We start from the raw sequence: 26,474 nt of genomic DNA on the forward strand, positions 1-26,474 counted from the left end.
CGGGTCTAGCCGTACAGCCGGGCGTAAAAACCTCCGAGCGCCAGCAGGTCCTGATGGCGGCCCCGCTCGACGACCGTCCCTTGGTTCATGACGGTAATCAAATCCGCATGTTCCACGGTGCTGAGTCGGTGGGCGATCAGAATGGTGGTGCGCCCCTTCATCAATACGTTCAAGGCCTGCTGTACCCAATGCTGGGATTCGTTATCCAGCGCGGAAGTCGCTTCGTCCAGCAGCAGAATCGGGGCGTTTTTGAGAATCGCCCGTGCGATCGCAATTCGCTGCCTTTGTCCGCCCGACAACGACGCTCCTCTCTCTCCCACCGGCGTTTTATACTGTTCAGGAAGTTCCTGAATGAAATGGTGAGCGTACGCCGCTTTGGCCGCTTCGATCACTTCTTCATCCGTTGCATCCGGGTTGCCGTAGCGGATGTTTTCCTCAATCGTGCCGGTAAACAAGAATGGCTCCTGCGGAACGTATGCAATCTGCCTGCGGATTTCTTCCAGCGTGTAATGGCCGAACGGTTTGCCTTGGAGCAGGATTTCTCCGCTGTCCACAGGATAAAAGCCGAGCAGCAGCTTGATCAGCGTACTTTTGCCGCTGCCGCTGGTCCCCACGATAGCGGCGACCTGGCCGGGAAACACCTGCATGGAGATGTCGACAAGCACCTTTTTATCCGCCTGATAGGAAAATTCCACATCGCGAAACTCCACCGCAGCCTCCGACACGAGCTCGCTGTGAGGAGATCCCAAACGCTCCGGTTCCTCTTCCTCTCTTAGTACCTCTTGAATCCGATGAGCGCCCGCGAGCGAATTTTGGGTCATCGACAGAACCATCCCCAAGTTCAACAAGGCGTGCGTCAGATTCACTTGCAGAACCGCCAGGGCGGCGACGCTTCCCATTCCCATCAGTCCGTAGGCATAAAGAAGACTGCCGATGACGATGATGCCGCAGAACGTGACGTAGCTGATAAAATGATTCACCGCAGCCTGCATGCCATTCTTCTGCGCGGTTTGCCGAAGCGTCTGCGTCATTTGTTCGTTCAACGCCTCGTACTGGCCGTAAATCGTGCGGATGCGGAACAGCTTCACAATTTGAATGCCGCCCATAAAATCTTTGAATTTTTCGGTCATTTTACCGAGCGTTAGCAAGCCTTGTTCGGACAAGGCGCGAATATCCCGCGCAAATTTCAGGCTGACCACGGAGGACAGCAGCAGAATGACGAAGGATACGCCGGCAAACCGCCAATCGATCAACACCATGGAGACAATGGAGCCGATGCAAAAGACAACTTGAAGCAGCAAAACGAAGTAAACCTGCGAGAATGTAAACTCAACGGTCGTTACGTCGTTGTTCACCCGCGACAGCAAGTCCCCATGGTGCGTCTGCTCCAGGAATCTCGGCCGCACCCGGCACAGCTTGTCATAAAGACGTTCGCGGATATTCAGCACAGTCAGCTCGACACTGCGCTGGTTTAAGTAAATGAACCAGGGAGAAATCACATTTTCCAGGAACAAGACCGCGCCCAAAATAATAAAGGCTTCCACCATCAGGGACGTATCTCGGGACACGGCGAAATCAACCAAGTTATGTACGACCAAGCTGAAGGCGATCAGGAACAATGTCTGGGTGAGCGCCGTCACGGCCAGGCCAATGGCGTACTGGGTTTTGCGCTTGCGGTTCATAAACATCAGCAAGTAGCCGAGTTCTTTCACTTGCGAGAGCCATCCGCCCTTTTTCATGTGTACGCCACCTCCCTGCGTTCGGCAGACTCAGTAAATTCCTGATAGTACGACTGGGCGTACAGTCCCTTCATCTTCAACAATTGTTCATGAGTGCCCTTTTCAACAATACTCCCCTGTTCCATGACCCAAATTTCGTCGGCGTTTTGTACTGTAGAAAGCCGGTGGGCAATAACCATCGTCGTTCTCTGCTTCATCAATACGCCCAGCGCTTCCTGAACCGCGCTTTCCGACTCCGGATCAAGAGCCGACGTTGGCTCGTCCAGCAGCAGAACGGGAGCATCCTTCAGAAAAGCCCGGGCCATTGCAATGCGCTGGCGCTGCCCGCCGGACAAAAAGCCTCCGCGCTCTCCGACATACGTCTGGTAGCCGTCGGGAAGCTGCATAATGAAGGAATGCGCCTGAGCGGCTTTGGCGGCTTCGATAATCTCGTCCATCGACGCTACTTCCCGCCCGTAGCCGATATTTTCAGCGATCGTGCCGCTAAACAAATATGAATCCTGGGTTACCACGGAAAAATGCGACCGAAGCTGCTCCGGATCGGCGCCGTGGATCAGGCTGCCGAACACGCGGATCTCGCCCTGGTCCTCCGGAAGCGGATAAAAGCCGTATACAAGCTTAAACACCGTGCTCTTCCCTCCGCCGCTCGCTCCGACAAGCGCGATCGTCTTCCCTTCCGGCACAGAGAAGCTAACATTCCGCAGGATCGGGGATCTCTCCTCATACCCGAAGGTTACGTTCTGAAACTCGATGGGGGAGGCGCTCGCTTTCGGAAGCGAACGGCCATTTTCCGTTTCGGTCGGCTGCTCGACGATTTCGGAGACCCTTCTCAGGGCACCGGCCATTTCGAACGTCCGCGTGATGAGCTCGGGAATATGCTCCAGCGGCTCCAGACACAGATTCAGCAAGTACAGGAAGGCGATCAGCTCCCCCGCGCCTAGCTGCCCTTTGTAGATCAAATAGCTTCCGTAACTGACGGCGAAAATGATCGGGCTGATCATCAGCGTGGAAAGCAGCGGGTTGACCCAGGCTTCCCGCTTTTTCACGGCCAGCTTTTTTTGAGCCGTCAATTGCAGCAGCACTTGGTAGGAGCGAGATAACATGCCGGATAGCAGGTAGCTTTTTACAATAGGCATACCTCCAAGTGTATCCTGGAGGTTGACGTTCATTCGGCCCATGTTCGCCTGGGCTTCCTCCGTCAACCGCTCCAACTGCTTGCCGATCCATTGGGAAACCAGCAGCGCTACGGGAAATAACAGCAGGCTGTACAGCATCAGCTCCCATTGGAGGTAGATCAAATAAGTGAAACAGCCGATGAACAACAGCGGATGATAAAACCACTGGGCGAGGTCCCGAATCATAAACTGCTGGATGAGCTGCAGGTCGTTGTTGATCCGCGACAATACGTCGCCGGAGTGCTGCTTTTCCAAATAGGAGACCGGGAGTTTGCCGATATGACGCATGACATGGTTGCGGATATCCTGCACCGCAGAGGCGCTGCTTCGCTCCACGCCGAAGCTCATGAAAAACTTCGCCGGCACACCGATCAAGATGACCACAAAGACCGTGTACACGATTTGCAGAACGATTGGCCCCGCCCCCTTCTCGGCCTGGGTGGTCAGCTGCTCGATCAAACTTCCCGTCCATATCTCAATAACGGCGGCGGCAATCGCGGACAAGACACCGACGATCATCCAGCCTTTGTGACGGCTTACATAGGACATCAACCAGCGGAACGCTTTCCAGGCGGCGTAAGCGGTTTGACGCTTGGAAGGCGCCGCTGTGCCTTGTTCTAGAACAGACGGCTGGCGGTCAGCTTCCATGCAGTACCCCGGCCTCCGCTTCGATCTGCCGCTTGACTTGCTCTAAGATGTCCCGGATGACGACGGCCGTTTCTTCCACGCGCGCGAGTTCCAGCAATTCCTCGTGCGCACCCTCCAGCCGGTAATCGGCGTAAGCTTGCGTCGTTGCCCCCCGCCAGGAAGGCAATTGGTGCTCCAGGCGGAACGCTTCGCTGTCCTTCGCAATCAGTTCGTAAATCCGGGCCGGGATCGTGCCGGAATTAATAAGCTGCGCTTCGTACGCCAAGGTCGCTTTGACCTTCCGATGAACCCGCTCCCGCACGAGCGGGTTGCTCATTAATTCCTTCTCTTCTTCGTCGAAATCGGCAAGCATTTCTTCAAGCTCTTTCTCCGACGTTTCGGAAGACGTCAGCGTGTCCTTAATCCACGAGTCCACCATGAGCACGTCCGTTACGGAATAGCCTCTTTTCTCCATCGTTTTGGCTACCTCGAACGTCAGGTTGCCTCCAAAGCAGTAGCCGAGCAGCACGTAAGGTCCTTCCGGCTGGATGCGGACGATCTCGTCCACATAACGGTTCAGCATGGCCTCGTAATCGACGGCATCGTCGATAAAATCAATGCCGTAGAGCACGACCCCGCCGTCGAGCCTGCTTGCAAGCTCTCGATAACCGATGCCAAAGCCGCTGCCTGGAGGGAAGCAGAACACGTTCAGATCTCCTGCTTTATTCAACTTAATGAAGGAGTCTCCCCCTTTATCCAGGCCCTGATCCCCCTCTCCGAAAGCCATGGCCTCAACGGTTACATGATGGAATTGGCGGTTCAGCGGTATCTCAATGCCCGTTTCATCGTAAACGGCTTGAACGAGCCTCATCAGACTTAACGAATTGCCACCCAACTCAAAAAAGTTATCCTTTACGCCGACCTGCGGAACGCCAAGCGTATCCTGCCAGACGCGGGCGATCTTCATTTCGAGCAGCGTTCTCGGCGCGACATATTCCGCTCCTCCGGCCGCGGCTTCCTCCGGCGCGGGCAGCGCTTTGCGGTCGATTTTCCCGTTCGGGGTCAGCGGCATCCGCGAAAGCTGCACGAGGTACGAAGGAATCATATAACCCGGAAGCTGCTTGGCGAGCTCCTCTTTGAGTTCATTCGCCGCCAGCCTCGTTTCTGCGACGTAATAAGCGACAAGTTGCTTATGGCCGTTCGCGTCGTCGCAGTCGAGCACCTTGGCTTCTTGCACGGCGGCGATCTTCAGCAGCTGCGTCTCGATTTCGTCCAGCTCGATCCGGTACCCGCGGATTTTCACCTGGTGGTCGATCCGGCCCAGGTATTCGATGTTGCCGTCCGGCAGCCAAGCCGCCAAGTCACCCGAGCGGTACAGTTTCTCCCCCTCCGCAAACGGGGAATCGACGAACTTCTCCGCCGTCAGATCCGGACGGTTCAGGTATCCTCTCGCAAGGCCTTCCCCAGCCACGTACATTTCGCCCGCTACGCCGATCGGCACAGGGCGGCGGTTTTCATCAAGGATGTACACCCTCAGCGTCGGGATCGGCTTGCCGATATTGCTCTTCGCCGCCTCCATTTCGACCCACGTGATTTCCTTATACGTCACGTGAACCGTCGTCTCGGTAATGCCGTACATATTGATCAGCTTCGTCTCCGGGTACTTCGTCTTGAAGCCCTTGAGCTGCAGCGGACTCAGCGCTTCGCCCCCAAAGATGACGTTGCGAATCCGCAGATCGTACGGATGGTCCGCCAAGACCTTACGCAGCAGCTGATAGAAGTACGTTGGTGTCTGGTTCAAAATCGTGACCTGTTCGCGGCCCAGCAGCGCCAGGAAATCGGCCGGATTTTTCGCCGTGAGCGGCGGTACGATAACCAGCTTGCCTCCGTTCAGCAGCGCTCCGTACATTTCCCAGACAGAGAAATCGAAGCAGAACGAGTGGAACAGCGTCCACGTGTCGGACGGCCCGAAGTCGAACAGGTTCTTGTCGTTGAACAGGAGGCGCACGACGTTCTTATGCTCGATCAGCGTTCCTTTCGGTCTGCCGGTCGTTCCCGACGTGTAGATGACATATGCCAGGTTGCCCGGCCCGGAAATCGGCTCCAGGTTCGAAGCGTCCAGCGCATCGGCGGAGTCCGCCCCACTGTCGCCCCAAACGAAATCGTCCAATTCGAGGCGCGTTCCTGCGAAGTCGGTCTTCTCATGCAGATGCTTCTGAATCAGCAATAACGGCGCGCCCGAATCCTCGATCATGAAGCGGATGCGCTCCTCCGGGTAGTCGGGATCGACAGGCACGTATGCTCCGCCCGCTTTGAGAATCGCCAGAATGCCGACGACCATATCGAGCGATCGTTCGGCCAGAATCGCTACCAGCTGATCCGCTTCTACTCCCGTCTTTCGCAGCTTCCGCGCAAGGCGGTTGGATCGCTCGTTCAGCTCGCGGTAGGTCAGCTGCCGCTCGTTCATGACGGCGGCCACGTTGTCCGGGTAAAGCTCCGCCTGTTCTTCGAACAAGCCGTAAATCGTTTTCCCCCGCTCGTACCCGGTTTCGGTGTCATTAAATCGCTTCAGCAGCGTCTCCCTCTCGTCTGGGGACAGCACATCGGCTTGTCCGAGCTCCAGATCCGGCTGAAATAAAAGCACGGACAGCAGCCGAACAAGATGGTCGGCCGCCTGGTCCACAAATGCCCGCTCGTACCGCTGCCCGTCAAAGCTTATTTCCAGCTCAATGGAGTGGTTTTGACGGTCGAAGCGAAAAACTGTATCGGCCGCCACCCGGTTACCCAGCGGTTCCGGATGAATCGGGGCGAAGGATGCGACGGTGTTGACGACCGGGAGGCCGTCCCCCGTATAGTCCAGATGGAGCGGCTCCACCATTTTCCGAAAAGGCAGGTGTTGATGCTCCAGCACCTCGCCGATGGAAGCTTTGATGCCCCCGAGCAGCGTTTTCAGCGTAGTCTGGCGGCTTACGGACGTCTTGATCACCAAGATGTCATGCGGCGGCGGAGTCTCGTCGGGGTCTGCGCTATAAGAAGGCATGCCGACCAGCACTTGGTCCCGCCCGGTATATTTGAACAGCAGGCTTTTTACTCCTGCCAAAACAATCATGTACAAAGCCAAATCCGAACCGTTGGCGAGGCTAATGATTCTCTCCGAGAGTTCACTCGGCAGAGTACGGTGAAGCAAGCCCGGCTCGGCCGCAGCTTCCCCGTCGGCGGATAATTTGGAGGATTGACTGTAGGGAAGGAAGCTCAGGCTGTCATCGGCGTCAAACTTGCCGCTCCAGTACCGTTCTTCCTTTTCAAACAAAGATTTCATTTGTACCTCCCCTAAAAATGAAGTGACCGCATGCCCCGGCGCAGGTCCGAAAAAGCTTGCTTTCGGCCTGCGCGTTTACGGGCTTGGATGTTGTTCGCCGTCTTCCTTGGGATGCGCGCCGCTTTCACTTGACGGCGGAGGCGCGCTTGTAGGATTAGAACGCGAATTCGATCGTATCGACGGCACTCTTTGCGCCTGCCGCCGGTTTATGACATTCAATCCGGCTTAGCTCGAGTTGTGGATTTTCCGCAATTTGAGACAGTACCCGCAGGTAATCCTCGGTCAAGGTGCGGATCATCGCTTCTTTGAACAGCTTGGTGGCGTAGAAGAAGCCCCCGCTCAGCGCCCCGTTGTTTTCATACATAAACAGCGTCAGATCGAACTTCGCTTCTTCCAAATGGTCAAGCTCGTAAGTCTTCAGGCTGACCCCTTCCAGCTCGGCGTCTCGTTCTTCGATATTTTGCAAGTCGAAAACGGCATCGAACAGCGGGAAGCGGCCCGGCTCCCGCTTCACATTCAAACGCTCCACCAGATCCTCGAATGGATAATCCTGGTTCTCGAAAGCACCCAAAGCCGTTTCCTTCACTTCTTCCAGATAGGACAAGAACGTTTTGTCGCCCGACGGACGATTGCGGATCGCCAGCGTATTGACAAACATCCCGATGACCGGTTCCAAATCGGCGTTCGTTCTTCCCGCCACCGGGGTACCCACGACCAAGTCCTCCTGCCCGCTGTACTTGGACAGCAGCACGGTATAAGCCGCAAGCAGCACCATGAACAGCGTGCTTTCACGCTCGGCCGCCAATTCGCGCAGCCGCGCAGAGAGAGAAGCTTCGACGTCGAACTCCAGATGCGCGCCTTCGTAGCTGCGAGCCGCAGACCGTTCGTAGTCCATCGGCAGGTCCGCCGTCGGCAGCTCGCCTTCGAAGGTTTGCAGCCAGTACGCTTCCTGCCGCCCGATCCGCTCTCGGTGGGCCTTCGACTGCTGCCAAACGGCATAATCCTTGTATTGAATGCGCAGTGGCGGCAGTTCTTCCCCGGCGTAGAAACTCGAGAACTCATCGATCACAATCGCCATCGATACGCCGTCGGACACCATATGGTGCATGTCGAAAAGGAGAATATGCAGGTTCGGCTCCAGCTCGATGACCCCGGCGCGCAGCAGCGGCGGCTTGCCGAGATCAAACGGACGAACGAAGCTGCGGACGATCTGCTCGATTAGAGCCGCATCCTCTTTATCCGCTTGATGATGCTCGATAGTAAAATCGACCTGCGGGTAAATCCGCTGAACCGCTTCGCCCTTCACGATTTCAAAACCGGTGCGCAGCGATTCATGCCGTGTTATCAATTTCCGCAAGGCGGCTTCCAACCGGTCTAAGTCAAACTCGCCTTCCACCTGCACCAGCTCCGGCATGTTGTAAAGCTGATCCGCTCCATCCAGCGTGTGCTGAATGAACAGCCGTTTCTGCGCGGAGGACAGAGGGTAGTACTCTCTCTCCTCCGCTTGAGGAATGGCCTCATGCTCCCGCCGTTCCATCCGGGCGATCGCCTCGGCCATCGCCGCAATCGTCGAGTGACGGAATACGTCGCGCAGCGGCAGGTTGACGTTTAATTCCTTAAATACCTTGCCCGCCAGCGTCGTCGCCCGCAGGGAGTGGCCGCCGATGTCGAAGAAGTTGTCGTGAACGCCAATCTCCTTCGCAAGCCCCAGCACCTCCTGCCAAATCGCCGCCAGCTTCGTTTCCAGCTCATTGCGCGGTGCGATGTACTCCGTTCCGCTTCCCGCTTCCCCTTCCGGCGCCGGTAGCGCCTTCCGGTCAATCTTTCCGTTCGGCGTCAGAGGCAGGCGCTCCAGCTCCACGAAGTACGACGGGATCATGTACCCCGGCAGCTCCTGCGCCAGCGCGCCGCGCAGATCGTTCACTGCCAGCTCCGCTCCGGTATCCGGTGTGTAATACGCGCATAGCGCCTTCTGCCCGTTCGCGTCACTTCGAACCAGCACCACCGCTTCGCACACGCCTTCCACCCGCAGCAGCTGCGACTCGATCTCGCCCGTCTCGATCCGGTACCCCCGAATTTTCGCCTGGTTGTCGATCCGGCCGATGAAGTCCACGTTGCCGTCTTCCATCCACCGCGCCAAGTCTCCCGTGCGGTACAACCGCTCGCCCGCGGCGAACGGGCTGTCTACGAACTTCTCTTCTGTCAGCCCCGGACGGTTCAAGTACCCGCGAGCTACCCCGACTCCGCCGATAACCAGCTCGCCCAGCACCCCGACCGGCACCGGATTCAGGTGCGCATCCACGATGTAGAATTTCGCATTCAGCCACGCTTTGCCGATCGGCACATGGCCTGTCTGCGGCAGCTTCGTCAGCGGCTCGTCGTAGAAACTGGAGTCGATCGCCGCTTCCGTCACGCCGTAAGCGTTGATGATCCGGAACAACGAGCCGAAGCGTTCCTGCAACGTCCGGTAATCCCCCACGCTGCAGCTGTCCGAGCTCGTGATCAACAGCTCCATCCAGCTCATATCCAGCCGCTGCTCGTGCACGTACTCCAGGAACGGCACGATCAGCGCCGGCGTCGATTCGAAGATCGTCACTTGCTGCTGGCTGATCCAGTAGTGCAGACGAGACGGATCGATCCGGTCGTCCTTCGGTACAATCACCATCGTGCCTCCGTTGTACAGCGCCCGCGCGATATCTCCCACGAACACGTCGAACGAGAAGCTTGCGAGCTGCAGCAGCCGCACCGGGAACTGATCCAACCGGTATTCCCGCCGGTAGCCCGCCGCCGTGTTCACCAGGCTGCGGTGCTCGATCATCACGCCCTTCGGCTTGCCCGTCGTTCCCGACGTATAGATCACGTACGCCAGATCCTCCGGACGGGCTTCATGGAAGCTGTCGGTGCCAACATTCTGATGGCTCTCATCGCCGTCGTCCACAGTATCCGTCAGCTTGCCGGAGACTATGCCCGAGCCAATCGGCGCATTCGCCCGCTCCTCGCTGTACGACGCTTCGTCGTCCAGGTACAGCACCGCCGCCAGCGCCAGCTCCTCTTCGTCAAGCCAGGCTTCAGCACGCTCTCGCAGCGCCGTTTGCGTCAGCAGCACCTTCGCTCCGCTGTCTTCAAGCATGAACCGCACGCGCTCCGCCGGATAATCCGGGTCGAGCGGCACATACGCCCCGCCCGCTTTCCAGACGGCCAGCACGGCCACCAGCAAGTCCACCGAACGCTCGGCGAGAATGCCGACGATCGTCTCCCGGCCGATGCCGCTTGCGCGCAGCGTAGCCGCCAAGCGGTTCGCTCGCTCGTTCAGCTCCGCATACGTCAGCCGGTCGTTCTCGTACACGACGGCCGCCTCTTCCGGCGTGCGCTCCGCCTGTTCCTCAAACAGCCGGTGGAACGCGGCCGCAGGAGCCGCTTCCGGCTGCGCCGGGTTGAACGCGCCGAGAATTTGTTCTTTTTCCTCTGCCGTCAGCAAGTTCAGCTCGGCAATCTTCGCATCCGGACGGCTTACGATCGTTTCGAGCAGCTGCTCGTAATGTTTCGCCAGCCGTTCGATCGTCTCCCTTTTGTAGAGAGCCGTCGCATATTCGAAGCTGTAATCCAAGCCGCCGTTCTCCTCGCCCACATCCAAGCTGATATCAAACTTCGCGGTATCTAATACGCTCGGATAAGGAATCAGGCGAAGCCCTTCCAGCTCAAATTCCTCGTTTTCCGTATTCTGCATCGTAAACAGCGTGTCGAAGAGCGGATTGCGGCTTAAATCACGGGTGACTTGCACCTTGTCCACCAATTCTTCGAACGGATAGTTTTGATGCTCGAAGGCATGGAGGGTCGTTTCTTTGACTTCGTTCAGGTATGACAGGAATGTCTTTTCCGAAGCCGGATAACTGCGGATAGCCAGCGTGTTTAAGAAAATCCCGATCAACGGCTGCACATCTCCATGATTCCTTCCGGCAATCGGCGTACCGACGATCACGTCTTCCTGACCTGAATATTTATGCAGAAGGACGTTATACGCCGCAAGCAGCACCATAAACAGCGTCGTGCCCGTTTCCGAGGCCAGCTGCTTCAGGCCGTCGGTTTTCGAAGCGTCGAAGGAAAACTCCAGCGTTTGGCCTTCGTAGCTCTGCACGGCCGGACGCGGATAGTCGGCCGGCATTTCCAGCACCGGCAGCTCGCCTTGGAACATGTCCAGCCAGTACGCCTCCTGACGCTGAAGCCGTTCTTTCTGCTCCTGCGAATGCTGCCAAACGGTGTAGTCTTTGTACTGAATGCGCAGAGGCTCCAATTGCTCGCCGCCGTACAAGCGGACGAATTCTTCAACAAAGATTTCCATCGAGACGCCATCGGAAATAATATGATGCATGTCGTACATTAGAATATGACGTTCCGGAGCCAGCTCGACAAGGCCTACCCTCAGCAGCGGAGGCTTCGCCAAGTCAAACGGACGGACGAAACGGCGAACCATCTCTTCGGCCTCTTGCTCATCCACTCGATAGAACTCCACGGCAACATTCACGTCCTGGTAAATCCGCTGCGATGCTTCGCCGTCCACCATTTCGAACCCGGTGCGCAGCGTTTCATGCCGCGCCACGAGCTTACGGAACGCTTCTTCGAACCTTGCCCGGTCCAAAGCACCCTCCAGCAACATCGCTTCTGGCATGTTATAGCTAAGCTCCGCGCCTTCCAGTTGATTCAGGATAAAGAGACGTTTTTGAGCAAAAGATTGCGGGTACACCTCTCGGTCATCCGCCACCGGAATGGCAACGAATGTCTGCTCATCCAGCCGGGAAATGGCGGCGGCCATGCTCTCAATGGTGGAATGGCGGAACACGTCGCGCAGCGGCAGATCCACGCTCAATTCTTTATGAATCTTGCTGACCAGCGTCGTCGCCCGCAGGGAGTGACCACCGATGTCGAAGAAGTTGTCGTGAACGCCAATCTCCTTCGCAAGCCCCAGCACCTCCTGCCAAATCGCCGCCAGCTTCGTTTCCAGCTCATTGCGCGGTGCGACGTACTCCGTTCCGCTTCCCGCTTCCCCTTCCGGCGCTGGCAGCGCCTTCCGGTCAATCTTTCCGTTCTGCGTCAGAGGCAGGCGCTCCATCTCCACGAAGTACGACGGGATCATGTAGCCCGGCAGCTCCTGCGCCAGCGCGCCGCGCAGATCGTTCACTGCCAGCTCCGCTCCGGTATCCGGCGTGTAATACGCGCACAGCGCTTTCTGCCCGTTCGCGTCACTTCGAACCAGCACCACCGCTTCGCGCACGCCTTCCACCCGCAGCAGCTGCGACTCGATCTCGCCCGTCTCGATCCGGTAGCCCCGGATTTTCGCCTGGTTGTCGATCCGGCCGATGAAGTCCACGTTGCCGTCTTCCATCCACCGCGCCAAGTCTCCGGTGCGATACAGCCGCTCGCCCGCGGCGAACGGGCTGTCTACGAACTTCTCTTCCGTCAGCTCCGGACGGTTCAAGTACCCGCGCGCCACTCCGACTCCGCCGATGACCAGCTCGCCCAGCACCCCGACCGGCACCGGATTCAGGTGCGCATCCACGATGTAGAATTTCGCATTCAGCCACGCTTTGCCGATCGGCACATGGCCTGTCTGCGGCAGCTTCGTCAGCGGCTCGTCGTAGAAACTGGAGTCGATCGCCGCTTCCGTCACGCCGTATGCGTTGATGATCCGGAACAACGAGCCGAAGCGTTCCTGCAAGATCCGGTAATCCGCCACGCTGCAGCTGTCCGAGCTCGTGATCAACAGCTCCATCCAGCTCATATTCAGTTGCTGCTCGTGCACGTACTCCAGGAACGGCACGATCAGCGCCGGCGTCGATTCGAAGATGGTGACCCGCTCCCGCTCCATCCAGTGGTGCAGACGAGACGGATCGATCCGGTCTTCCTTCGGCACAATCACCATCGTGCCTCCGTTGTACAGCGTCCGCCCGATATCTCCCACGAACACGTCGAACGAGAAGCTTGCGAGCTGCAGCAGCCGCACCGGGAACTGATCCAGCCGATATTCCCGCCGGTAGCCCGCCGCCGTGTTCACCAGGCTGCGGTGCTCGATCATCACGCCCTTCGGCTTGCCCGTCGTTCCCGACGTGTAGATCACGTACGCCAGGTCCTCTGGACGGGCTTCATGGAAGCTGTCGGCATTCGTCCGCTCCTCGCTGTACGAGGTTTCGTCGTCGAGGTACAGCACCGCCGCCAGCGCCAGCTCCTCTTCGCCGAGCCAGGCTTCGGCGCGCTCTCGCAGCGCCGTTTGCGTCAGCAGCACCTTCGCTCCGCTGTCTTCGAGCATGAACCGCACGCGCTCCGCCGGATAATCCGGGTCGAGCGGCACATACGCCCCGCCCGCTTTCCAGACGGCCAGCACGGCCACCAGCAAGTCCACCGAACGCTCGGCCAGAATGCCGACGATCGTCTCCCGGCCGATGCCGCTTGCGCGCAGCGTAGCCGCCAAGCGGTTCGCCCGCTCGTTCAGCTCCGCATACGTCAGCCGGTCGTTCTCGTACACGACAGCTGCCGCTTTCGGCGTGCGCTCCGCCTGTTCCTCGAACAGCCGGTGGAACGCCGCCACAGGAGCCGCTTCCGGCTGCGCCGGGTTAAATGCGCCAAGAATTTGCTCTTTTTCCTCTGCCGTCAACAAGTTCAGCTCGGCAATCTTCGCATCCGGACGGCTTACGATCGCCGCAAGCAAATGTCCGAAATGAGTCGACAGCCGCCGGATCGTGCTTTCTTTATAAAGAGCTGTTGCGAATTCAAAGCTGCACTCCAGGCCGCCGTTTTCTTCCGTAACATCCACACTCAGGTCGAACTTGGCCGTGCCGTATTCGCTAGGGTACGGGGACAATTTCAGTCCTTCCAGCCCAAACTCTTTGTCCTCCAAGTTTTGCAGGGAGAACATCGTGTCAAACAGCGGGTTGCGGCTCAAATCCCGGCTGACCTGCGCTTTATCGACGAGCTCTTCGAACGGATAATTCTGATGCTCGTAAGCGCCTAAGGTCGTTTCTTTCACTTCTTCCAGATACGACAGGAAGGTCTTCTCCGAAGCCGGATAATTGCGGAGCGCCAGCGTATTAACGAACATTCCGATCAAAGGCTGCGTGTCTCCGTGCGTTCTGCCCGCAATCGACGTTCCGACGATCAAATCGTCCTGACCTGTGTATTTATGCAAAAGCACGGTATATGCCGCAAGCAGCACCATATACAGCGTCGTTCCTCTTTGGGCCGCCAGTTGCTTTAAGCCTTCGTTCGTTGCCTCGTCCACGAAGGACGTCAGCGTTTGTCCCTCAAAGCTCTGCACGGCAGGACGCGGATAGTCCGTCGGCATTTCCAGAACCGGCAGTTCGCCCCGGTAACGGTCCAGCCAGTAAGCTTCCTCGTGTTTCAACTGCACTTTTTGCTCGTCCGACTGCTGCCATACCGCATAGTCCTTGTATTGAATGCGCAAAGGCTCTAATGACTCGCCGCCGTACAGACGAACGAGTTCCTCGACTAACACGTCCATCGAAACACCGTCGGATACGATATGGTGCATGTCGAACATCAGCAAATAACGTTCGGCTGCCAGCTCTACAAGCTCCGCCCGCAGCAGCGGAGGCTTCGCCAAGTCGAAAGGCCGGATGAAGGCCTGCACGACTTCAGGCGCTTCTTCCTCGCTCGCATGACGGTACTCGACAGCAAAGTCGACGCTCTCGTAAATGCGCTGTATTGCTTCGCCTTGTACGATCTCAAAGCCGGTTCGCAGCGTTTCGTGCCGTGCGATCAGTCCCCGGAAAGCCTTCTCCAGCAGGCTCCGGTCAATCGATCCTTCCAGCAGCAGCACGCCCGGCATGTTGTAGCTCTGATCGGCCCCTTCCAGCTGATTCAGGATAAACAGCCGCTTCTGAGCCGAGGAAAGCGGATAATATGCTCTTGCGCCTGCCAGCGGAATCGACGAGAACGACTGCTCTCCGATCCGGGAGATGGCCAGAGCCATCTCTTCGATTGTCGAGTAGCGGAATACGTCGCGCAGAGGCAGCTCAACGTTCAGCTCCTGATGCACCTTGCTCACCAGTGTCGTCGCCCGCAGGGAATGGCCTCCCAGGTCGAAGAAATTGTCTAGGACTCCAATGCCGGAGTAGCCCAGTACTTCCTCCCAGATCTTCACAAGCTGGGACTCCGTCCGGTTACGCGGCGCTACGTATTCGACGCCCGTTTGTATGCCGCCCTGCGGCTCCGGCAGCGCTTTGCGGTCCACTTTGCCGTTGGTCGTCAGCGGCATGCGCTCCAACTGCACGAAGTACGACGGGATCATGTACCCCGGCATTCCCTGGGCCAGCGAGGTTCTCATTTCGCTGACCGTCAGCGTTCGGTCCGCCACAAAGTAGGCAACAAGCGCCTTCTCGCCCTCGCCGTCCTGACGGGCGAGCACCACCGCTTCTTCCACGCCCTCGACGTTCAGCAGCTGCGTCTCGATTTCGTCCAGCTCGATCCGGTACCCGCGGATTTTCACCTGATGATCGATCCGGCCCAGGTATTCGATGTTGCCGTCCGGCAGCCAAGCCGCCAAGTCGCCCGAGCGGTACAGTTTCTCCCCCTCCGCAAACGGGGAATCGACGAACTTCTCCGCCGTCAGATCCGGACGGTTCAGGTATCCTCTCGCAAGGCCTTCCCCGGCCACGTACATTTCGCCCGCTACGCCGATCGGCACAGGGCGGCGGTTTTCATCCAGGACGTACACCCTCAGCGTCGGGATCGGCTTGCCGATATTGCTCTTCGCCGCCTCCATTTCGACCCACGTGATTTCCTTATACGTCACGTGAACCGTCGTCTCGGTAATGCCATACATATTGATCAGCTTCGTCTCCGGGTACTTCGTCTTGAAGCCCTTGAGCTGCAGCGGACTCAGCGCTTCGCCCCCGAAGATGACGTTGCGAATCCGCAGATCGTACGGATGGTCCGCCAAGACCTCACGCAGCAGCTGGTAGAAGTACGTTGGCGTCTGGTTCAAAATCGTGACCTGTTCGCGGCCCAGCAGCGCCAGGAAATCGGCCGGATTTTTCGCCGTCAGCGGCGGTACGATGACCAGCTTGCCTCCGTACAGCAGCGCTCCGTACATTTCCCAGACAGAGAAATCGAAGCAGAACGAGTGGAACAGCGTCCACGTGTCAGACGGCCCGAAGTCGAACAGGTTCTTGTCGTTGAACAGGAGGCGTACGACGTTCTTATGCTCGATCAGCGTTCCTTTCGGTCTGCCGGTCGTTCCTGACGTGTAGATGACATATGCCAGGTTGCCCGGCCCGGAAATTGGCTCCAGGTTCGAAGCGTCCAACGCACCTTCGGAGTCCGCCCCTCTGTCGCCCCAAACGAAATCGTCCAATTCGAGGCGCGTTCCTGCGAAGTCGGTCTTCTCGTGCAGATGCTTTTGAATCAGCAATAACGGCGCGCCCGAATCCTCGATCATGAAGCGGATGCGCTCCTCCGGGTAGTCCGGATCGACAGGCACGTATGCTCCGCCCGCTTTGAGAATCGCCAGAATGCCGACGACCATATCGAGCGAGCGTTCGGCCAGAATCGCTACCAGTTGGTCCGCTTCTACTCCCGTCTCCCGCAGCTTCCGCGCAAGGCGGTTGGATCGCTCGTTCAGCTCGCGGTAAGCCAGCTGTCGCTCGTTCATGACGGCGGCCACGTTGTCCGGGTAAAGCTCCGCCTGTTCTTCGAACAATTGAACGAGCGTCTTCTCGCGCGGAAATTCCGTGGTGGTGTCGTTAAAACGTCCGAGAAGGTCGGCCTTTTCCGCCTCCGTCACAAGTTCCAGCTCGCCCACTGTAATTTCCGGGTTATCCGTCACCTGCTCCAGCAGATGGACGAGATGCCCCTTGAGCCGCTCGATGCTGTCTTTATCGAACACTTCGGCGTTAAAGTCAAACCGGATTTCGATTTCGACTCCCGGCACCACGGTCACGTTGAAGTTATAGTTCGTCTGCTCCTCCATCTGAACGTCAGCGATCGTCAGGTCGCCGTGCTGCTGGTCGCCCGCCTGCTCCATCTGCTCGTCCACCGGATAGTTCTCGAAAGCGATGATATGGTTGATCAGGTTCTGCTTTTGCACGCTGCGGGCTTGAATTTCATACAACGGATAGTAATCATAACGCCCGGACTCCAGCGCCCACTCTTGGAGCTTCGCCATCAGGTCGGCGAACACGGTGTCCGCTTCGCTCGTGACGCGGACCGGCACCGTATTGATGAACAGCCCGATCATGGACTCGATACCCGGGATTTCCGCCGGTCTTCCGGCCACGACGCTGCCGAATACGGCATCGTTTGTTCCGTTATATTTTTGCAGCATAACGCCCCAAGCGGCTTGCAGCAGCGTATTGACCGTAACTAGGCGCTGTTTCGCCACCCGGTCCATCCGCTCGCTCAAGTCCTTGCCCAGCTCGGCGGTGACGTGATCAGCCGTAAATCTGCCGTTCGGCGCTGGTTCCTTTTGTCCCGGGAGTACGGTTTGCCCTTCATAACCTGCCAGGAATGCCGTCCAATAGCCGTATGCCGCCTGATCGTCCTGTTTCTCCAACCATTCGATGTAAGCGCCATAATCCGATCCCTTATCTCCCGCTGGCTGCTTGCCGGATGCCAAGGCCGAGTACGTCTCAAACAGCTCCTGCGTCAGCTGCGGCAGGCACCAGCCGTCCATCAAAATATGCTGGAAACTCCACAGCACATGATAGCTTTGCTCTTCGGTGCGCAGGATCGTAACCCGAACGAGCGCGTCATGTTCCATGTCGAAGCCGCGAAGTTTGTCATCCTCGGCCTTTTTATCCAAATACGCTTGTTTCTCGTCCGCCTGCAAATGAAGCAGCTCTTCATATTCAAAGCCGACCGGCTTGTCGCGGTATATGATTTGCAGCGGCTCGCCCGCCGGTCCTTGCACAAAATTCGCCCGCAGCACCAAATGACGTTTCGCAAGTTCCGTCCAGCTCCTCTCGAAAAGCTGGACGTCGAGTACTCCCCTCATCGTAAATTGCGTCTGCTCGAAGTAAGCGGCCGTTTGCCGGTCAAGCGCGCTATGGAACCACATGCCCTTCTGCATCGGCGTAAGCGAGTAAATATTTTCGATTTCCCCGAGATGGCCCGAACGCTGGGCAATTTGCTCTAGTTCGGCGATGGTCAAGCCTTTAAATTGCACGTCGCTAGGCGTCAATTCGGTATTTTCTTTGCCTGCGCAGTGGATAATGAGCTCTCGTAGACTTTGCTCAAGCCGCTGAGCGAAGGCTTCCATCGTTACCTTGTGATACTGCTTCCGGCTGTAGCTAAGATCAAGCGATAAAGCGCCGTCCAGCACCATGCCGTTGATATCCAGCACAAAGCTGCGGGCCTGCCGGTCGCTGGCCGGGCTGCCGCCGGAATAAGAAGATATACCGATCTCGTCCTGGTTGACATCATCGTCGAACTGGCCGAGGTAATTAAAATTAATTTCCGGCTCTGCGCCCCAAACAAAGCCATCCTCCGATTTGGAGAGATAGCGGCATATGCCGTACCCAAGCCCTTTGTTCGGAATGCGGCGCAAACTTTCCTTGACCTGTTTAATCTGATAGGCCAAATCCCGGTCGGTTTCCGGCTCTAGGACGACCGGAAACTTGGTCGTAAACCAGCCGACTGTGCGCGTGATGTCGATATCCGTTCCGATCGATTCGCGTCCGTGTCCTTCGAGATTGATCCGCACCCGTTCGTGTCCCGTCCACTTGCGAACGGCTATGCCGAGCGCCGTTACCAAAATATCGTTCATTTCGGTGTTGTAGGCCCGGTGAACCCGCTTCAGCAGCAGCTCCGTTTCTTCGGGAGTCAAACGCACGAACAGCGATTCGCTGTCCTGCTGCGTCGTAACGTCCGCCTCCAGATCCTTCGGCACGGCCGGAACCGCAATTTGTTCCACGGCCTGCCAATAGGCCCGTTCCTTCGCCATCTCCGCGCTTTGCGCGTAAGCGGCCAGCTGCTCGGACCAAGTGCGGTACGCATCCGTTTTGGCCGGGAAACGAATTTCCTCGCTTTTGCCGGCCTGCTCGTAACCCAGAGCGAAATCCTCCATCAAAATGCGCCAAGACACGCCGTCCACCACGGCATGATGAACCGCAAGCAGCAAATGATCGTCGTCCGCGCACCGGAACAGTCCCGCCTTCACGAGGGGCCCGTTCTCCAGATCGATGCCCGCTTGAATGTCCGTTGCCTTCGCTTCCACAGCCTGCGCGGTATTCTCCGCATCCTTGAAGTCGAACACGTCCAGCGTGAACAGCCCGCCTTCCTGAATCGCGCGGGTCCGCGCGCTAAACCCTTGTTCCGTCTTGCGGAACACCATCCGCAAGGCGTCATGATGCTCGGCCAGCTTTTGCAGCACCTGACGCACCGTCTCTTCGTCGAAGCGTTCCTTCCGGTACAGCATCACCGACTGGTTGAAATGATGCGGGTCCGCAAAGGAGCTCTCGAAAAACCAATGCTGAATCGGCGTCAGCGCCATTTCACCCGTTATTTCGCCTTGATCGATGGTACGTCCGATCGGTTTCACATGCAGGCTGAGCTGTGAGATAGTCGGATATTTGAACAAATCCCGGATTTCCAGCTTGTACCCGGCTTGATGAAGCCGCGAAGATACTTGAATGGACTTGATCGAGTCTCCGCCCAGCTCGAAGAAATGATCCGTTACCCCAACGCGATCGGCGTTCAATACCGCCTGCCACACATCGGCAAGCGTCCGCTCCGCTTCATTGCGGGGAGCTACGTACGCGCCGCCGGTCAGTGCGTTTCCTTCCGGGGCGGGCAAAGCCTTGCGGTCGATTTTGTCGTTCGGCGTGAGCGGCATCCGCGGAAGCTGAACAAAATGCGCCGGAATCATGTAATTCGGCAATTTTTGCGCCAGCTCGCTTCTCAGCTCGCCGAGCGTAAGCGGGCGGCCCGCGACCAGGTAAGCGCACAGTTCTTGCCCGCTTTTGCCTTCCCGTGCGATTACGATCGTCTCCTGCACGGAGTCGATCTTCAGAAGCTGCTCTTCAATCTCGCCGATCTCGATCCGGAATCCACGGATTTTCACCTGATGGTCAATCCGGCCCAAGTACTCAATATTTCCGTCCGGCAGCCAGCGGGCCAAGTCGCCCGTCCGGTACAGTCTCTCTCCGGGCTCAAACGGGTGTTCGATGAATTTCTCCGCCGTCAGATCCGGCCGGTTCCAATATCCCCGGGCGAGGCCGACGCCTGCGATGCATAATTCTCCCTCCACTCCGATAGGCGCTAGCTGATTCTGTGCGCCCAGTATATACAAGCGATGGTTCCAGATCGGACGTCCGATCGGTATCGCTCTGCGTTCGGTGTCATACGTAGACGCCGCCCACACGGATGTGGCGATCGAGGCTTCCGTCGGACCGTACGCGTTATAGTACTGTACCTTGTCTTTCCACTGCTGCACGAATTCGGCTGAAACGGCGGAGCCCGCCGTGATGAGCCTGCTCAGACTCGGCAGGCGGTCTGAATTCAAATAAGCCGCATAAGTTGGCGGCAAAGTGGCGATCGTAATTGCATGCTCGTTCATGAAACGTTCGAACAGCTGATCATCCAAAACCGTCTCGGTTGACGGTATATATAAGGTCGCCCCGAAATACAGGGCGTTGAACATCTCCCAGCACGACGCATCGAACGATAGGCTGGCGAATTGCAGCACTCGATCCTGTTCGGTCGTGTGAAGCGTATGGGCAAACGTCAGTTTCAAGCTGACCAGCCCGCGATGCTCCAGCATGACCCCTTTGGGTTTGCCCGTCGTACCTGATGTATAGATGACATAAGCCAGATCGTTCGGACCGCTGGCCGGCTCCAGGTTCGAGCCATCGTCGCTGTAGGCCTGCTCGTCATCCAGCGCCACCACGGTCCCTTCGAACGGCACCTGCAGCAGCAGCTCCCTTTGAGTCAGCAGCAACTGCGCGTTCGAGTTCTCCAGAATGTAGCGGATGCGTTCTTCCGGGTATTCCGGGTCGATCGGCACGTAGGCACCGCCAGCTTTCAGAACCGCCAGAATGCCAACGACCGTCTCCAGCGATCTCCTGGCCATCAAGCCTACTAGCTGATTGGGCAGCACGCCGACCGATCTCAGCGTCCGCGCCAGCCGGTTCGCCCGTTCATTCAGCTCCGCATACGAAAGCCGCCGCCCCTCAAAGACAACCGCCGTCGCTTCGGGCACCCGCTTCGCCTGCTCCTCCACGAGCTGATGAATCGTCCGATCACGGGGATAGTCCTTCTCGGTATCGTTAAAGCTTTGCAGCAATTGAAATTTCTCGTCCTCCGACAGCATGTCCGCCCGCACGATGTCCAGCTCCAACTCGTGGAGCCCCACGGCCAGCAGGCGATTCAGATGACCGACGACCCGAGTCATGAACTCGGAGTCATATAAGTGCTCGTTATATGACAGCGCTAGCTGTATCGTCCCACCGGTTAAGCTGAATTCAAAGGAACAATCCGTGACCACGTTTTGCCCGATTTCGTCCAGATGCAGCTCCTTAAGAGATACTAGCGTATGGATGACGGGTATCCCGTCTGCATATTGCAGGTCCAGCTTCTCCGCCATTTTCAAGAACGGAATATGTTGGTGCTGAATCGCTTCCGGCAAGGAAGTCCTCAGCTCGCTCAGAAGCGTTTTAAAAGTCGCACCCACCGAAAGCGAGTTTTTCAAAATGACCGTATGATTAACGGATCGGCGCGTCTCCGTCGGTTTCCGTACAACCGGCATGCCGACCAGAATGTCAGAAGCGCCTGTATATTTATGCAAGAGCGACTGAACACCGGCGAGCAAAATCATAAAAGTGGCCAGCGGAGCGCCCTTGCTCATTTGAAGGACGCGCTGCGCCACTTCCTCCGAAAGCGAACCGCCGACGGTTGTCATAATGGGCGCCAGGGAGCTTGGAGCTTTGCTGTAAGGCAGACGCGTCAAGGTATAATCGTCGCTACCGAATTTTTCGTTCCAAAACAACGTTTCTTTTTCAAAAGCCATCTGGATCGTTCCCCTTTCTTCATCGGCAAAAGCAATCCGGCGGAGCATATGCCGCAGCAACGCTCCAGCCTCGCTCCCCGCCTTTTCAAACATGTGACAACAATGTCAATGGCTCTCGCCAAGTCACCGCTTCGCTTGCCCGGTTGATCGCATGCGGCAATCCTCTGCCTAGCAGCTGTCCCGCTCGGCTCCCATGCGTGAAAGACAACAAAGAGCATCGTTCTATGCAAGAGATGCGGCTGCTTTCGGCTCCTCTGCTTCAATATGCTTGCTGCGGACGAGCCGCCCGAAGACGGGCTTTGGTTTAACATTGGGTTCGGAATTGGATTTGGGGGTGGACAAGGGATGTTCCTCCCATCGATGTAAGACTTGCTGTAGGGTTCCGGCCGGCCAGCACAAAGTCGGCCGTACCTCCGGATTCGGCACCGGAGCTGCCTTTGTCGAAGCTTATGTTTAAGGATATTGATACACTCTATGTACAATTTGTGTATTCCCCCGCCTGGTGTGGATAAGTAAAGATCCGGCTGCGGGGTAGTGAGCCTTTCCTGACGATTAGATGTGACGATGGTGCTGCATGAGGCTCAAAGAATGCTCCGTATGGCATGAACGGGACAGCCCTTGGATTGGCGGTGAATTCCAGCTTTTCAAAAATGCTCACGCGCTTCATCTTCCATCGGAATTGGGATAAGGTTGGCTTCATCCTTTCTGAACCTTCTGACGTCATGGAGCAACATATTCTCGACTGTCATTTTCCACAATTGTCGGTCTCCGCATGCCAGCTTGCTGGGTTGCCAGTGGACTGGTCTCTCGCGGCACAGCTTGGACAGGTATAAAAACCATCCAATTCTATTTTCTATCATAATTGGAAGGTTGACCTAGGTAGAATTATATCAAAATTTCCAATAATGTATAGTAAAACTTTAGTTAAATTGGGTCTTCCCAACATAAAGTGTTAATATTTTGCCTAAAAAGAGCGAATGGAGAAGAAACACTGGGAATGGCTTGCCATCAATCGGGGAATTCGACGCGTGTCGACACTGAGGCGGGGTGCCGGCCAATTTGGGAGATCTTCCCTGTATACATTCTCTGCTGGTGCTCCGAATCCTTGCGCTTGCGTCTATTTTCTAAAATAATCATGGATTGTAGAGTAGGCTGTATTAGATGAGTCATATCCAGTACCCACTTGGTAAACCAAATAATTCATCTTGTTCTCTTGTAACTTTCGCAAATGGTTTTTCACTTTGTTGAATAGCATAATAGAGATTATCTTCGAGACTATTTATATGGTGATTTGACAACTTATCGTTGTTTTTAGCATTATGAAGCCATTCGACATTCCTGAATAAATTGTAGTTTATCTGCCTTTCCGTAATAAGTGCCCACTCTATCTTTTGGTCTTTAAAGAACTCTTTTTCAATCTGTAATTTCTCTACAACTCGTTTTGTCAACTTGTTAGAAGGTTTGATAGAATGTGCAATAAATTTTATACTTTTTTCTTGTTTTACTGTAAGTAACATATCTGTAGTCATAATGATGGGAAGCTTATTCTTGGGGTCAGTTGGATGTTTAACTTTTATGCAATATAGAGGGTTTTATCTAGGGGTAATAAAGGAAATTGTTCGCGAATATCAATCACTTGCTCTGACCACTTCCATTTGGCAATGATGTGCCAATTCAAAGTGTTCAGACAGATAATGGTGAAGTCGACCACTTTTCCAACCAAGAATTCGAGTAACTATCCCTATTGAAGGTACATCATGTACCGTCAACCAAGGTTTATATTCCGAAAAGTGGCCTTGACCTCTTCCTTCTTTGATTTTCCGTTGAATAGATGCTATAGAGTTACTTGATCGAATTTTGCTCATTATTCACCTTCTTTTTAGAACTACTAAATCAGAGTAAAGTTCAGTTATCTTTTTCTACTCCTAAGATATATTTTAGTTTTACTTCAAAATACAAATGTAGAATATAACAACTCACAGCTTTATACAATAGCAAAGTAATATTTTTTAGCTATATTTTACTTCGTAGCCTATTCATAGGCTACTCGTAGGGTACAGTAGGGTATGAATAAGCTATAATATGGGCTATAAGTAAGTATAATTAGTAAGCAGATGGGTCGGGTAAAAGCTATTTGATTTTCTCAATAGAGATGAATTCATGAATACTTTGGAACAGCGATGTAAAAATTCGAGACTACTCCATGAATGGATACAAAAGGAAATTTCTAATAAAATCGGGGTAACTAAACAGGTTGTTTCTAATTGGGAGCGAAACGTAGCACGGCCTAAAATTAATCATTTAATATCTTTAGCAAAGGTTTTTGACGTTACAACTGATTATTTACTTTGTATTGCTAATCGAATGACGTTCCCTACTGTGTGGGCTCAATTGATACAGGTGTATCTCCAAAGATTAACCATTCTATATGGGAATTGAAGCTTTCCTTAATTGCTATAATTAAATCAAGAGAGGGTCTATATTTATCTTGCTCCAGCTCACTCAACGTTCCTTGAGAAATTCCAATTATACTTGCAAACTTTATTTAATTTAAGTTGTTTGTTTTTCTAATAGTTCGAATTCGTTGGCCTATTGTAGACATAATTGCCCTCCTAAGCTAAAAAGATCCCGATATATCATCGGGATCTTTCTTGATGTTTGTAAAATGACCAGTTCCAGACTTTTTTTACTGGTTCCGTACTTTTTTATCACCAGACAATTAATGTCGGGTGATAAAAAAGTACGGAACCAATTTTGTTGGTTTTATTGGGTTTGCCGCGGCACGTGATAAACACGAGAAATAAAAAGTCTGGAACCACCACAAATTACCATGAAAAGAAAGTTGGAAACCGACTCCCAAATGCGGTCTTCCGCTTAGTTTATTCCATAATCCGCTGGTTCGCTTACATCATTATAAAGTTTAAACCCACAAACTGTCTTACCCAATTTAAGTAATGCTCTCCCTTATTAAGTTGTGAGGAGAAGAATATTTTATATCGTGATAAAGAAAAGGAGTGTCGTTTCTGCATCAAAACAAGTTTTTTTGATTATTTTGATATCGTGTAATTGGCATTATTAAATCTTCTTCATAAATTTGTTGTAGAAGATTGCCGACTGGTTTTTGATATGCTTGACGAAATTAGCAAGCTCGTCCATATTTTCAGAATCATATTCAAGCACATCCTCCCGCCGTATAAGGACTATGTCGTATCTAAAGGAGATGCTTCATTGATTCACCCTGCCTACCGCTGCGGCGGTAGGTTCTTGCTGCTCTTCACTTCCATCATAAGATATATGCTTCCTGTTCATCGTAGCCGAAGCGGGTGAGGGAATTAGTGTAGCAATAAACAAGCAACTACGAAACCTCTCAAGAGATATCATACAGAACGACAAACGCCCGATGTGTTAGCCCAAACTTTTGAATGCAGTCTTTTACAGGATGATATAAACGATTTCTCCTTTCGAGATATTTCCCCTTATATGGTAGACACTCTATAGGTAGGAATCACACACAGAAGCATAGGGCGATTATTTAATTTTGAATATGTCCATCGGAATAATATATCAATTCAATCTTAGCAGGAGTAAGAATAATCGAATTTGCTTGGCTTCGTTATCTAACGCCTGCTTAATCCAAGGAACATATCATCAAGTGGTTAGGTAGAACTCTTTACGTAATTTTCTACACTGGCAAAGTAAAAATTACCTCAAGTGGATCTTTACCTGCGAAAAAATCTTCATACAATTTTCTAACTTCCATCGAATCTAATTCTTTTTCCTGCTTATTGATTAACCTATCCAACTCTTCTAAAATACTTACTTCCTTTGATGACAGCACCTTTGACTTAATAAGCGTGTCTTTCATATTGGGAAGTAACCCTCTTGGCCAGCAATCCTCATACACACCTCTGTATGAATCGTATAAGAATGTGATCTGACTTATTCCCGCATATTTCCGAACGTGTGGATGCACTAATAATAAAAATTGAGCGATAATTCCAGAACGCTGGATTAAATAATAAGCTTCTTGTACTTCCTTCATCAAGTAAGATTTGGCTTCTACAGAATTAGCAAGAAAATTGATGTACATTTTTGAGAGTACGTTTATTAAGTGTTCTTTCTCTAAATTCTCTTCCAACTTCTTAATTATTTCTTTTTCACTAATTCCCGCTTGTATAAACCCTATTAAACAAGCTGACATTCCTTTCACATTAACAGCTTTTTCAGCTACACATAACATATATTTATCAAAGATTTCCTTAAGGTAGTTTTCACTAAATGTGTAAATGTCTAAACATTCAATGATTGTTTCTATTACTGAAGCTTGATCATACTTATCTTCTATACGCGGGAGAAGGTCTATCAAATGTTCAACAAATTCTTCTCCGTAATATTCTAGCAAGCTAGGATTATATTTTACTTTTTCTAGTAGAGCAAAAAACGTTTGATATTCTTTTGTATCATTATTTTGTGTTAGATATTTGAATAGCTCATTAATATATTTAACTTTCTCGTCCACTAGACTTTCTCCCTTTCTATTGTTAGTGTTACTTAATTTAACTTTTTACACGACTTTATATCAGATTAATGGCAATAAAAGC

Annotated in this window: 9 protein-coding genes; 2 read left to right on the forward strand and 7 right to left on the reverse strand. The window is 54.2% G+C overall.

What is annotated here, in order from left to right; all coding sequences use genetic code 11:
• Nucleotides 1–5 precede the first annotated feature (5 nt).
• The 5 genes from ACYCS5_RS10940 to ACYCS5_RS10960 form a co-directional block, all read right to left on the reverse strand.
• Nucleotides 6–1,739, reverse strand: coding sequence for an ABC transporter ATP-binding protein (locus tag ACYCS5_RS10940; RefSeq protein WP_029517531.1), 1,734 nt, complete (start codon nt 1,737–1,739; stop codon nt 6–8).
• Nucleotides 1,736–3,562, reverse strand: a complete 1,827-nt coding sequence (locus ACYCS5_RS10945; protein ID WP_029517530.1) for an ABC transporter ATP-binding protein — start codon at nt 3,560–3,562, stop codon at nt 1,736–1,738. The genes ACYCS5_RS10940 and ACYCS5_RS10945 overlap by 4 nt, the downstream gene beginning before the upstream one ends.
• On the reverse strand, nt 3,552–6,860 hold the full coding sequence (locus ACYCS5_RS10950) for a non-ribosomal peptide synthetase (RefSeq protein WP_459761039.1): 3,309 nt from the start codon (nt 6,858–6,860) through the stop codon (nt 3,552–3,554). Before ACYCS5_RS10950 ends, ACYCS5_RS10945 begins: the two co-directional genes overlap by 11 nt.
• A gap of 154 nt (nt 6,861–7,014) precedes the next feature.
• Complete coding sequence (locus ACYCS5_RS10955) at nt 7,015–21,966, reverse strand: amino acid adenylation domain-containing protein (protein ID WP_459761040.1); 14,952 nt, start codon at nt 21,964–21,966, stop codon at nt 7,015–7,017.
• Entirely contained in the window at nt 21,959–22,084 is a 126-nt protein-coding gene (locus tag ACYCS5_RS10960) for a hypothetical protein (protein ID WP_340886507.1), read from the reverse strand. The genes ACYCS5_RS10955 and ACYCS5_RS10960 overlap by 8 nt, the downstream gene beginning before the upstream one ends.
• Before the next feature lie 391 nt (nt 22,085–22,475).
• On the opposite strand from ACYCS5_RS10960, the gene ACYCS5_RS10965 reads away from it, so the two are divergent.
• Nucleotides 22,476–22,706 carry a hypothetical protein gene (locus tag ACYCS5_RS10965; protein ID WP_340956976.1) on the forward strand — a complete coding sequence of 77 codons (231 nt, stop codon included), beginning with the start codon at nt 22,476–22,478 and terminating at the stop codon, nt 22,704–22,706.
• 333 nt (nt 22,707–23,039) lie between these two features.
• Here ACYCS5_RS10965 and ACYCS5_RS10970 read toward each other — a convergent pair whose 3' ends face one another.
• Nucleotides 23,040–23,402, reverse strand: coding sequence for a TnsA endonuclease N-terminal domain-containing protein (locus tag ACYCS5_RS10970; RefSeq protein WP_230585215.1), 363 nt, complete (start codon nt 23,400–23,402; stop codon nt 23,040–23,042).
• 631 nt (nt 23,403–24,033) lie between these two features.
• Between ACYCS5_RS10970 and ACYCS5_RS10975 the strand changes: the two genes are divergently transcribed.
• On the forward strand, nt 24,034–24,312 hold the full coding sequence (locus tag ACYCS5_RS10975) for a helix-turn-helix domain-containing protein (RefSeq protein ID WP_069012438.1): 279 nt from the start codon (nt 24,034–24,036) through the stop codon (nt 24,310–24,312).
• Between the two features lie 1,243 nt (nt 24,313–25,555).
• On the opposite strand, the gene ACYCS5_RS10980 is transcribed toward ACYCS5_RS10975, so the two are convergent.
• Nucleotides 25,556–26,392 (reverse strand): hypothetical protein, encoded by an 837-nt coding sequence (locus ACYCS5_RS10980; protein ID WP_341163034.1) that lies wholly within the window; start codon nt 26,390–26,392, stop codon nt 25,556–25,558.
• Nucleotides 26,393–26,474 lie beyond the last annotated feature (82 nt).

This window comes from Paenibacillus sp. SEL3 (assembly GCF_054602585.1).

Coding starts and splice junctions, on each gene's coding strand:
- ACYCS5_RS10940 (WP_029517531.1), bottom strand. CDS start 1,739: ATGAAAAAGGGCGGATGGCTCTCGCAAGTGAAAGAACTCGGCTACTTG.
- ACYCS5_RS10945 (WP_029517530.1), bottom strand. CDS start 3,562: ATGGAAGCTGACCGCCAGCCGTCTGTTCTAGAACAAGGCACAGCGGCG.
- ACYCS5_RS10950 (WP_459761039.1), bottom strand. CDS start 6,860: ATGAAATCTTTGTTTGAAAAGGAAGAACGGTACTGGAGCGGCAAGTTT.
- ACYCS5_RS10955 (WP_459761040.1), bottom strand. CDS start 21,966: ATGTTTGAAAAGGCGGGGAGCGAGGCTGGAGCGTTGCTGCGGCATATG.
- ACYCS5_RS10965 (WP_340956976.1), top strand. CDS start 22,476: ATGAACGGGACAGCCCTTGGATTGGCGGTGAATTCCAGCTTTTCAAAA.
- ACYCS5_RS10970 (WP_230585215.1), bottom strand. CDS start 23,402: ATGACTACAGATATGTTACTTACAGTAAAACAAGAAAAAAGTATAAAA.
- ACYCS5_RS10975 (WP_069012438.1), top strand. CDS start 24,034: ATGAATACTTTGGAACAGCGATGTAAAAATTCGAGACTACTCCATGAA.